The 11,562-nt window shown below is 71.7% G+C and carries 10 protein-coding genes; all 10 read right to left on the bottom strand.

Translation table 11 applies throughout. From position 1 onward, the window contains the following. Positions 1-714: LysR family transcriptional regulator (locus CQZ88_RS19860; RefSeq protein ID WP_258008695.1), on the bottom strand; the 714-nt coding region annotated here is incomplete at its 3' end. A 4-nt stretch (positions 715-718) separates the two neighbouring features. Continuing rightward, a complete protein-coding gene (locus tag CQZ88_RS19855; RefSeq protein ID WP_006941753.1) occupies positions 719-1,594 on the bottom strand; it encodes a LysR family transcriptional regulator in 876 nt (291 codons plus the stop codon). A 4-nt stretch (positions 1,595-1,598) separates the two neighbouring features. Beyond that, positions 1,599-2,657 (bottom strand): MBL fold metallo-hydrolase, encoded by a 1,059-nt coding sequence (locus CQZ88_RS19850; protein WP_006941752.1) that lies wholly within the window; start codon positions 2,655-2,657, stop codon positions 1,599-1,601. After that, the gene (locus tag CQZ88_RS19845) at positions 2,654-4,216 is read right to left on the bottom strand and encodes a long-chain-fatty-acid--CoA ligase (protein ID WP_102800191.1); all 1,563 of its coding nucleotides are present in this window, start codon (positions 4,214-4,216) and stop codon (positions 2,654-2,656) included. The genes CQZ88_RS19850 and CQZ88_RS19845 overlap by 4 nt, the downstream gene beginning before the upstream one ends. Positions 4,217-4,459: 243 nt before the next feature. Beyond that, on the bottom strand, positions 4,460-5,965 hold the full coding sequence (locus CQZ88_RS19840) for a TerD family protein (RefSeq protein WP_180987048.1): 1,506 nt from the start codon (positions 5,963-5,965) through the stop codon (positions 4,460-4,462). Positions 5,966-5,969: 4 nt separating this feature from the next. Next, complete coding sequence (locus CQZ88_RS19835; protein ID WP_006941749.1) at positions 5,970-7,274, bottom strand: TerD family protein; 1,305 nt, start codon at positions 7,272-7,274, stop codon at positions 5,970-5,972. 17 nt (positions 7,275-7,291) lie between these two features. Continuing rightward, positions 7,292-8,137 carry a hypothetical protein gene (locus CQZ88_RS19830; RefSeq protein WP_044476233.1) on the bottom strand — a complete coding sequence of 282 codons (846 nt, stop codon included), beginning with the start codon at positions 8,135-8,137 and terminating at the stop codon, positions 7,292-7,294. A gap of 35 nt (positions 8,138-8,172) precedes the next feature. Then, a complete protein-coding gene (locus CQZ88_RS19825; RefSeq protein ID WP_006941747.1) occupies positions 8,173-9,279 on the bottom strand; it encodes a cysteine protease StiP family protein in 1,107 nt (368 codons plus the stop codon). Next, positions 9,276-10,544, bottom strand: coding sequence for a phosphoribosyltransferase family protein (locus CQZ88_RS19820; RefSeq protein ID WP_006941746.1), 1,269 nt, complete (start codon positions 10,542-10,544; stop codon positions 9,276-9,278). Before CQZ88_RS19820 ends, CQZ88_RS19825 begins: the two co-directional genes overlap by 4 nt. Next, positions 10,541-11,562 (bottom strand): HpcH/HpaI aldolase/citrate lyase family protein (locus CQZ88_RS19815; protein WP_258008694.1); only part of this gene is annotated, 1,022 nt, incomplete at its 5' end. The genes CQZ88_RS19815 and CQZ88_RS19820, both read right to left, overlap by 4 nt.

Below are 11,562 nucleotides of genomic sequence, written 5' to 3'. Positions count from 1 at the left end.
CCCGCCGAGTCCGGCTGCCACCATCGGCAGCCGGACTTCGCGCTGGCCGACCAGGACGGAGATCTCCGGACGGGCACCGGCCGCGCGCAGCGCCGACTCCACCGCATCGACCATCGACCCACCGGTCGGCGCGAACACCATGGGGATGTCCGGCAGCTCGGACAGGTGGATCGGGCCCTCCGGCAGCTCGGATCCCGGCGGATACGCCAGCCACCACTCCTGCTCGCCCAGCTCGATCACCTCGAGTCCGTCGCCGCCCTCGAGCGGCAGGTGCGCAACGACGAACTCGCAGTGACCGTCGCGGATCAGCGACGCGACCAGCTCCTCGTCCTGCAGGGCCGAGAACCGCACCGCGACCTTGGGATATTCGCGGCGGAACCGCGCGATCAGCTCCACCAGCGGGCCGGCGGACAGTGCCGGGAAGGCCATGATGTCGAGCCGGCCCGCCACCGCGCCGTCCGACGTGGCGAGCAGCTCCTCGACCGCGGTCACGTCACGCAGGATCTGCCGGCTCGGGCCGATGAGGCTGCGGCCCGCCGCGGTGAGAACCATGCCGCGACCGATGCGGTGGAACAGCTCGACGCCGAGCTCGCGTTCGAGGCTGCGCAGGGCCTGCGACACCGTCGGCTGCGCGACGCCGAGCGCGGTCGCGGCCCCGTTGATGCCGTTGTTCTCGACGACCGCGAGGAAGTACTCCACCTGCCGGAAATCCACAGTCCTACACTCCCTGCCGCAGTGTCGAGGCGACGTCGAGGAACGCCGCCGCGGCCGGCGACGGCTCGCCCGCCCGCAGCACGAGTCCGACGGGCCGGGTCAGCGGCGGCTCCAGCGGCCGCACCGTCACCGTGGGCATCTGCTGTTCGGCCACCGGCCTGGGCACCACCGTTGCGCCGGTGCCCAGGCACACCAGTTCCCACGTCGCCGCCGGGTGGGCGCAGTCGACGACCACATTGGCGGCGTTCTCGGCGAGCAGCCCGCCCGCCTTCGCGGCGTTGGTGCGGTCGCCGAGATCGACGACGAGGGGTACGTCCCGCACACGGGTGCGCGGGATCGGGTCCGGCAGGTCGGCCGCAAGGTCGTGGTGGAGGGCGAGCACGAGTTCCTGCTCGAACAGCGGCACGGTGATCATGCCCGCGTGCTCGACCGACAGGTCGGTCACGCCGATCTCCGCCTCGCCGCGGCGCAGCGCGGTGTGCACCCCGGCGGGACCGTCCGTGTCGACGATCCGCACCAGGATGTGCGGGTAGCGGTCACGGAAGCGGCGGGCGAGCTCGATCATCGGGTCGAACGAGAACGACGAGTACGTCACCACGTCGACGCGGCCCGAGGCGAGTTCGCGTACCGCGGCGACCTTCGCCTTCGCCCGTTCGACGTCGGCGAGGATGCGGCGCGCCGCTACGTCGAGCCGGCGGCCGTCCTCGGTGAGCGTGAGCCGGCGCCCGGTCCGGTCGAACAGGGTTGTGCCGAGCCGACGTTCGAGTGTGCGGATGGCCTGCGACAGCGACGGCTGCGAAATGTAGAGGGACTGGGCGGCCTTCGTGATCCCACCCCGGTCGACGACCGCGACGAAATAGGTGATGAGGTGAAGGTCCACCGGCTCATCGTACGGGGACGGCGGTTGCCGGCATCCAGCGGTCCGGGTCGGTACCGCACCCGGTGACCACGTCCCGGTCGGCGAGAACCAACAGGTGGGCGTCGGTCTCCCGCACCGCGAGCCGGCACAGACGCGGCGACATCGTCTCGAACGGACGGGACCACGAGATCCGCGTGGCGACCTCCCACGCCGTGGAACCGGGGTGCCGGGACACGGCCTCGGCGATCTCGGCCAGCCGTTCCTCGTGGTGGCCGAGCAGCGCCTGCGCGCGGGAAGCGACACCGCGGAAGCGGTATTCGTGGGCGGGGAAGACCTCGCCGTCGGGCAGGCTCGTGGTGGCGTGCAGCGACAGCAGGTAGCGGTGCAACGGATTCGGCAGTTCGCCCGGGACGGTGGAGATGTTGGGACTGATGCGGGGGAGCATGTGGTCGCCGCTGAACACCAGCTCGTGGGTGCGATCCACGAAGCACAGGTGGCCGGGGGTGTGGCCGGGCGTCCACACGGCGTGCAGGTCCCAGCCCGGCAGATCCAGGGGGGTGCCGTCGTCGAGCACGACGTCGAGCGACTCGCGCGGCCCGAACCGGACCAGTTCCATGACCTCGCCCGATCGGACCTCTTCGGGGGCTCCGAGCCGGGCCAGCTGCCGGGCCCAGGCCGCGGTGAACCCTTCCCGATCCGTGGCGGTGTGGTGGCCGAGCAGCGACGCGTCGGCGGCGTGCATCGCCAGTGCGGCACCGCTGACCTCGCGCAGCCGCGGCGCCAGGCCGAAGTGGTCCGGGTGCAGGTGCGTGATCGCCGCGAACCGGACCTCGGTGATGTCGTGCCCGGTCTGCCGGATTCCGTCGACCAGGGCCTGCCACGACTGTTCGGAGTCCCAGCCGACGTCGATCAGGGCCAGGCCGTCGGGCAGGGCCAGCGCGTAGACCAGCACGTAGCGCAGCGGGTTCTTCGGCATGGGCACGGGAATCGACCACAGCCCGGGCCGGACCTGCTCGACCGGTGGCAGCTCGCCGCGCCGCCACGCCTCCTGCTGCACGACGCCGACGACCTCGACCGCGGTCACGACACCTCCCCCGCGAGGGTGTCGCGCAACGTGCGCTTGAGGATCTTGCCGCTGGCGTTGCGCGGCAGCTCGCTCACGAAGTGGATGCGCTGCGGCTTCTTGTAGGAGGCGAGCCGGCTGGTGGTGAACGCGACCAGTTCGCTCTCGTCCGGCACGGCGGCACCGTCGGCCACCCGCACGACGGCGGTGACGGCCTCGCCCCACTTGCGGTCGGGGACCCCGACCACGGCGACCTCGGCGACGGCGGGATGTTCGGCGAGCACCGACTCCACCTCGATCGGGTAGACGTTCTCCCCGCCGGTGATGATCATGTCCTTCACCCGGTCGGTGACGAACAGGTAGCCGTCCTCGTCGAGGTGGCCGGCGTCGCCGGTGCGCAGGAACCCGTCGTGGGTGAACAGCGCCGCGGTCTCCTCCGGGCGCCGCCAGTAGCCGGACGTGTTGTGGCGGGAGCGGCACACGATCTCGCCGGACCCTCCCACCGGCAGGTCCTCCCCGGTCGCCACGTCGCGGATGGCGATCTCCACACCGGGCATGGGACGGCCTGCCGAGCGCAGCAGGTAGGAGCGGGGACCGGTCGGGTCGTGATCCTCGACGCGCAACGCGGTGACGGAGCCGCTCGTCTCCGTCATCCCGTAGCGCTGGACGAATCCGCATCCGAGGGTGTGCACGGCTCGGCGCAGCATCGACGGCGTGACGGGGGAGGCGCCGTAGAAGATCAACTGCAGGCTCGACAGGTCGAACGTGTCCAGGCCGGGCAGGTCGAGCAGCATCTGGACGGTCGCGGGCACCAGGAACGCATGGGTGATGCGATGGCGTTCGACGAGCGACGCGACGGTGCGTGGCTGGAACTCGCCGAGCAGGACGGCGTGCACACCGGCGGACAGGCAGGTGCTCAGCCATCCGGCCCCGGCGATGTGGAACAGCGGCATCGCGTTCAGCGCCACCGAGTCGGGCCGCCAGTGGTAGATGCGCTGTCCCTCCTCGTCGTTGTGGAGGTTGCGGTGGGTGATGAGCACCCCCTTCGGCGTGCCGGTGGTGCCGGAGGTGTACAGCTGCAGCAGCGTCGTGTCGGGGTCGTCGCCGCGGCCGGGATCGGTGTCGGCGCCGGTGGCGGTGAGCCGTTCCCACGTCCACGCCCCGGGCAGCAGGTCGTCGCCGGGATCGGTGTCGACGAGGACGACGGGCAGGCCGGGCAGTGCGGCACGGATCGCCTCGGCTGCCGCTGCGAACCCGGATTCGACGACGAGCACGTCGAGTTCCGCGTCCTCGGCGATGCGGGCGGCCTCCGCCGGGGTGAGCCGCCAGTTCAGGGGGACGAACACCAGCCCCGCTTTCCCGCAGGCGACGAAGGTCTCGGCGGCCTCGAGCCGCATGCGCAGGAGCGCTCCGATCCGACCGCCGCGGCGGGCCAGACCGCTCAGGGCGGTCGCGAGCCGATTGGTGCGCCGATCGAGTTCGGCGAAGGTGACGGTGGTGTCGCCGCAGGTCAGTGCAAGTGCGTCCGGCCGTTCCGCCGCGTGCTGCCGGACCCGCTGCGGAAGGTGCAGACCGCTCACATCCCACTCCTCGTTCCGTTCGGCGAGCGCCTCGATGTCGGGCCGCCGTGCCCGATCAGTCGATCACCAGCGCCTCGGCGGAACAAAGTCCAAGATCCACAGCGACCGATAGCGAGTGCCTATGTCGGGACCGGCGGCGCGCGACTGTCCTTGCGCGCGGAGGTGCTTCCTGCGCGGGTACGGTCCCCGACGGACGCGCGCAAGGAGCACGGCCGCGCGCGGATGTTCGGCTCAGCCCGAGGCTCAGCGCCCGAGCACAGCGACGACGCGGCGGAGCCCGTCGAGGTCCGGCGCAGTGTCCAACGTGAGCTGCCAGTTGGTGCCGGTCCACGGATCGGCCATGTGGGTGCCCGGCGCCACCGGTAGGTGCTGAGCCTCCTGCGAGAGCAGGTCCAGCAACGGCTCGTCCGTCACACCGTCGTCCTCGCCGACGATGATCACCGAAACCGGCTGTGTCGCAGACGCCTCCACGATCCGGATGACGTGCCTCAGATCGTCACGGGTGTAGCCGTGCGGGATACCCGCGAGCACCACGATCCGTGGCGCCGGTGGCTCGGCACCCGGATCCGCGGCCGCGGCCAGGGCGGCGAGATCGACCGTGTGCGCCACGTCGCGCAGCCGGGGTCCGATGTCCGGGACGTCGCGGACGACCGGGCTCGTCACTGCGAAGGACACCACATCGGTGAGGGCGGACAACGCACCGGCCGTGTCGACGATGTCGAGTCGCGCCGCCGGGTGCGCCGCGAGGAGCCGCACCACGAGGGCCGACACGATCGGGGCGGCGGCGACGGAGTCCCCGTCGACCCACAGCGGGCGCCGCAGCGGCAACGGGAGGCACAACGGAAGTGTCGGCGAGTCGCGATCCGGGGCCCCGAGTTCGCCTATCCGCAGCCCGTTTCCGCCGAGACCCGGCCGCTGCCACGCCGGTGCGTCCCACGAGGCCATCGCCGCGGGCAGGGCCGCGCCGACGGCGCGCAGTTCCTCGGTCAACAACGCGGTGTCGGCGGCGTGCCGGGCCCGAGCCGCGGCGATCAGCTCGTCGCATCGCCGATTCGCCTCGGCCCGAGCCTGGTCGGCGGCCGGTCCGGTGCGGCGGGCCGGGTCGGAGACGGCTGCGGACAGTTCCTCGTCGAGCCGGTGCAGTGCGTAGTCGTGCGCGGAGACCAACGCGGCGGCAGAGCGGGATGCGTCCTCGAAGATCTGCCAGGTCCGCTCCCACGCCTGCTCCGGTTCGACCGGCACCGTCGCCGGGGTATCCGGCGAGGGCGGAGCCGGCTCGTCGTCGACGTCCACTCCGTGCGCGCGGAACAGTTCGGCGAGTCCACCGGTATACCCCTGGCCCACCGCCCGCAGCTTCCATCCGCCGTCGCGGCGGTACAACTCCCAGCAGATCACCGCCGACTCGGCACCGCCGGCGGGCGCGTCGAACGTCGCCGGCCCGGATCCGGGCGGCCCGGTCAGGTCGGTGGACAGCGCGCCCACCGGCCCTCGGTCCGAGGAGACCGCCAACAGCACCGCGGCGGCCTGCGGGCACACCCGGTCGAGATCCACGACGACGGCGTCGCCGGCCAGGTCCACGCCCAGCGCCCCGGGCTGGTTGTAGAACACGGCGTCGGCGGAGGTGCGTACCTGCAGGTTCGCGTCGACCACCAGCGCGCACACGTCCAGCGGCCCTGCCGCGCGCGCCGTGAAGCGGACCCGGCGCGCCGTCAGCGGGGCGTTCTGCCCCGCCGCGAATCTCCCCGTCACGGCGTCAGGACACCAGGAACCGGCCGAGCTGCGGCGCGGCCTCCCCGGGATGCTTGGCCTGGATGCCCTCGCCGATCGCCTGAAGCTTCCAGTCCTGCCCCTGCCGGTACACCTTGGCCATCACCATGCCGGTGAACGGCATACCGCCCTGCAGGGTGTAGCGGGCCAGCTCGGCGTTGTTGGTGCCGTCCACCAGCCGGCAGAACGCGTTCGCGACCTGCTCGAAGGTGTGCCCCTTGTACGAGGTGACGATGAACATGACCGTCGTAATGTGGGCCGGGACCCGGGTGAGGTCGACGAGCACGACCTCGTCGTCGCCGGCGCCCTCGCCGGTGAGGTTGTCGCCCTGGTGCTGGACCGAGCCGTCCTTGGACCGCAGCTGGCCGTAGTACGCGACGTCGACGAGGTTCTGGTCGGCGAACAGCACGGCCGACGCGTCGAGGTCGATGTCGGCGGCACGGTTGCCGAACAGACCGCGCTTCGCGATCGGATCCCAGCCCAGCCCCATGCGCAGGTAGGTCAGGGCCACACCGCCCTCCTTGCGGAGGGTGACCTTCTGGCCCTTGACGAGGCTGACCGGCCGGCTCTTGGTGAGGCTGACCTCGGGCTGGGCGTCCTGCGCCGGCTGCGGCGCGGAGGCCTGCACGTACGGCTGCGGCGGGGCCGGCTGCTGGTAGGGCTGCTGAGCAGAAGGCGGCGGCGTGGAGTAGGCCGGCGGTACGGGCGGCGCGGCCGGGACCGACGGCGGCACGGGCTGCGCAGGCTGCGGTGCGGGCTGAGCCGTTTGCGGCGCCGCCGCGGGCGCGTCGTCGACGCTCACCCCGTGATCGGTCACGAGCGCGGCGAACCCGCCCGCGTATCCTTGGCCGACGGCCCGCACCTTCCACGCGCCCTGCCGCCGGTACAGCTCGAGGGCGATCACGATCGACTCGCTGCTCAGCCCGTCGATCCGGTACTCGTAGAGGACGTTGCCCGCGGTGTCGGAGACCCGCGCTGACGGCGGGGCGAAGCGACCGAAGCTGCTCGACGCGTCGTCGAGGGTGATGACCGCGCGCACCTGGTCGATGTCTGCCGGCACCTGGTTCAGCGACACGGCCAGCGACGCGGCCTGCCCGGGAGCGCCCGGCACGAGCCGCACCCCCGGCCCGCTCGGCTGGTTGAAGAAGACGAAGTCGGCGTCGGAGCGCACCTTGCCGTCGGCCTTGACCAACAGGGCAGACAGGTCGGCCGGGGTGGTCAGCTCGAGCGAGACGACGACGTCGGTGGCGGTGAGGGGGCCGTTCTGACCCTTGGCGAGAGATACGGGCACGGGAGGGGTCCTCACTGTTACTGGAAACTCTGTCTTGGGGAACATGGAGCGTCACTGCCACTGTACGAACCCGCGCCGATCCGGGCGTATCGGGCGAACCAGGCCAGGATCTCCTCGCCGGCCCGGATCCCCGTTTCCCGGGTCACCGTCACCGTCGGGTGCCGCCAGTCCAGCGCCTCGAGTTCGCCGTGCCGCGGCCGGATCGCGGCGTCGGCGGCGATCAGCATCTCGGCGTCGAGCGCTCCGTCCCCGGCGGCGAGTACCGCGGCATCCGGGGCGAGCGTTCCGTCGGCGACCAGGCGCCGGCGGACCTCGGCGACGGCCTTGCTCTTGCACACCGCCGACGGCATCGTGTACAGCTTGCGGCCCTGCTGCGAGGCGCTCCATCCGCGGCCGCGGCACCAGTGGTCCCATTCGTCGAGGAATCCGACCGGCTGGGCGGCGACGTCGATCACGAGATAGCAGAACAGCTCGTCGGCGATGCGGAACTTGTGCACCCAGTCGTCGGAGACGCGGCGCCGCAGTTCGGCGGTGACCTCGTCGAGTCCGGCGCCCTCGGCGCGCACGCCCGCGTCCACCGCCTGCCGCCACCCGGTGTCCGGCACACCGTCGGCGAGGATCACGCCGCCGTTGCTGGCGATCGCGTAGCGCCACGGTGCGCCGGGCAGCGCGATGCGCCGGAACTGTTCCGGGGTGCGCGTGGTGGTCGGCACCACCACCACCGCGGCGGCGGCCAGGTCGCGCAGGCGCTGCGCGGACGTGACGGTCAGGTACGACAGGGGCGCACCGTCGTAGTGCTCGACACACACCAGATCGCGGTCGACGACGGGCGATTCGCCCATCGCGGCGCGCGAGTAGATCATCGTGCGGTCGAGGTCGGTCGCGACGAGGGCGGTGGTCACGGCAGATCCTTGATCAGTCCCATGCAGGAATACGCCAGGTCGGGAACCGTTTCGACCGGCACGTCGCGGGCTGCGGCGAGCATCCGGATGTGCGCGTGCTCCTCGGCATCGGCCTCGCGGACCAGCACCCGCCACGGCACGCGCCGCAACAGCACCCGGGTGGTCTCACCGACACCGGGCTTGACGTAGTTGACGGTGGAGATGCCGTACTCGGCCCGTACCCTCTCCACCGACTCCCAGCCCGCCCACGTGGGGGTGCGGTCGGACCGCAGGATGTCCCCGGCGGCGGTGACTGCGGCGTCCCGGTCGCCGAATTCCGCAGCGACGGTGTCGAGGAGGACGGCCGAGACGTCCTCGCCGGCAAGTTCGGCGTAGAACTTGGCGCCGTGGAACTCGCCCGGGCCGATCAGGGTTTCGTTGAGGACGGTGCGTGAAACCAGGCCGGAGACAGTGGAATTCAGGCACGCCGAGGCGATGAGGAAGTCGTCGCGGGTGCCGTAGGTCCGCACGCAGTACCCGGGGTCGGCGAGCACGGCGAGGTCGCCGGAGAGTTCCGGACCGCCCGCGGCCCGGTACTCGGCCAGGGCCGCCGCGAGTTCGCGGGCGATGGCGCCCTTGCCGGTCCAGCCGTCGACGAACACCACCGAGGCCGGATCGTGACGCGCCGTCACGTGGTCGAGGGCGGCGACGTCGATGCCACGGCCCCGCACGATCGACACCGCGTAGTGCGGCAGGTCCAGCCCGTGGTGCCGCTGCGCCCAGCGACGGATCAGGATGCCGACGGGAGTGCCGGCGCGGGCCAGTGATACGAGCGTCAGGTCCCGGCCCCGTTCGGCGAGCAGCAGTTCGGTGACCGTACCGACGGCGTGGGCGAGGCGCCCCGCCGTCGCGGCGAGTACCTTGTCGAACAGCTCGCGGTAGGCGGCATCGGGTTGGTATTCGATCGGCAGCGTCTCGGCGTAGTGGGCGAGACCCGACTGGATGCGGCGTTCGCGCTCGGCGATGTCGGCCTCGAGGGCGACGTGCGAGAGGTCCTTGAGGAGCCACCGCACCTCGTCCGGGGCGTAGGAGCCGAAGTCGGGTCCGGCCAGCGGAACGGTCATCGTCCCTCCCGGGCGGCGCGCAGCACCGACGGGTCGGTGGCGGGCACGACGGCGACGACCACGTCCTCCCCGGCGGCGGTCAGCACGTCGAGCAGGCCACCGTCGGCCCGGAGGCGATCGGTGTCGGCGGGATCGTCGAGCACCAGCAGCAGCCGTGCCCGTTCCTCCGGCCACCGCGCGTTGTACAGGTACCGCGGGACATCGTCGGGTTCGGGTGCGATGAAGGTGAATCCGCGCCGAAGGGGGTAGCAGGGCACGTCCCGGACGTACGCAGGGGAGCGGGTGGTGGTCTGGAACCGCGTGGGGGTCCCCCGGCGGGCGAGCGCGTCGGCGATGCGCAGTGGCAGGTACATCAGTTCCTCGTGGCCCACCACGACGACCGGCCGTCCCGGTCCGAGGGCGGTGGCCACGGCCTCGGTCGTGTGCTCGATCGCGGCGTCGAAAGCCGCGGTGTCGGTGCGCAGGAAGCCGTGCCGCCCGCCGTCGGGCACGGTCGCCGGCCACGGCAACGTCACGAAATCCACGGAGCCTCTTTGTGAGGCAACGGGATTCATATCCGGATCGGGCAGTGCGGCGACCCGCTCGACGAGCCCGTCGGGAAGGATCGTGTGTCCCGCCGCGAGGCTCACGTGGTCGATCCGGGCGCCGAGTTCGGCGGCCGCCTCGTCGACCGCGCGACGGTGATCGGCGGTGCGCATGTCCACGAGCGACGCGACGACGTACCGGGCGCGAGGATGGTGCCGGTGCAGGGACCGGATCGCGTCGACGGCCGTGGCGCCGGTGGAGATCTCGTCGTCCACCAGGACCAGCGGTGCGTCGTTCGCGAACAGCTCCGGCGACGTCGGCTGGAGCAGGTGCGACGTGGCGTGCGAGTGGCCCTCCTCGAACCCGGCGAAGGTGCCGGCGCCGGGCACGTCACGCCGGGTGGAGTGCAGGTAGCAGCGCGCTCGCAGCCGGCTGGCCACACAATGACCCAGGCCCGTTGCGGTTTCGGCGAATCCGAGTACGACCGTGTCGTGCGCGGCGGAGCCCAGCAGGTCCGCGACGAGATCGCCGAGCCGGTCACCCGCGCCGATGACCGCGGCCGGGTCGGTGGGAATGTGCTTGCCGAGCACCGTGGAGACCAGCAGGTGTGCGCGACGGGGGTTGCGGCGCAGCCCCGGCACGACGAGGTCCGGCACGGTGTCGCCGGTCGCCGAGTCGAAGTGCTGCAGTTCCAGGCCGAATTGCTCCGTCGCCCAGGGTGACTGCAACCCCGCGGTCACCGGTCCACCAATGCCGTCAGCAGGTCCACGAAAGTGACTCCCTTGTTGGTGACGCCGAACACCGAGGCGCGCAGCAACGTCTGCTGCGCCCAGGTGCGGTGCGGACGCCGCTCGTTCATCTTGTTGCGGTAGCCGGAGGCCTGCACGCCACCTGCGTCGCCGCCGAGGATGTCGACCGCGTCGTGGTACTCCTCGTGGGTGACCGCGGACAAGGCGTGCACCGCGGCCACATGGGAGGGATGGATCACGGTCTTGCCCTGGATGCCGTTCGCCCGGTCGAGGGCGATCTCGCGGAGCAGCCCGTCGAGATCCCGGCTGACGAGCTGCTGGCGGAACATCACCGCGTCGTGCTCGGCGAACGGCGTGGCCCGCAGCATCGGGCGGAACATGCGCTCGTGATCGGCGAAGTACTCCCAGACGGGACCGGTGATGACGAATCCGGTGCCGTCGGTGCGGCCGAGATAGTTGACGACATCCGCAATGACGTCGACGACCACGCGTACGTCGTAGATGGTCAGGTCGCGGTCGCGGCGGATGCCGAACGTGCCGCACATGTCGGTGGCCCCGATCCGTACCGCCAGCACCCGGTCACGGTGCCCGGCGAGCAGTGCCGCGATCTGCTGCAGCTCGCCGTCGCGGGTCTGCCGGTGCACCAGCTCGGCGGACTCGAGCACCGGCATCGCGTACAGGTGCTTGCCGAGCCGCTCGGACGCCGCCGCCACCGCATCGAGGAAGGCCGGCCCCGACGCCGCGGTGAACTTGGGCAGAACGAATCCGGTCAACGCGGTGACGCCGGGCCCCAGGATGTCGGCGATGCGGTCGACACCGTCGGGGGTGCGCACCCGGACGAACAGCAGCATCGTCGCGGCCGCGGTGCCGGCGAGCTCGTCGAGGGTGGCGACCGCGTTGCGCAGGCCGTCCTCGACCTCATGATCGGCGACGGCGTCCTCGAGGTCGATCACCATCGAGGCGACACCCTCGCGGGCTCGGCGGGCGATCGTGGCGGTCAGATCCGCGC

Source organism: Rhodococcus sp. ENV425 (assembly GCF_002887785.1).
Lineage (GTDB): Bacteria > Actinomycetota > Actinomycetes > Mycobacteriales > Mycobacteriaceae > Rhodococcus > Rhodococcus aetherivorans.
Note: the sequence above shows the minus strand (reverse complement) of the source record. Positions and strands in the feature narration are given on the sequence as shown.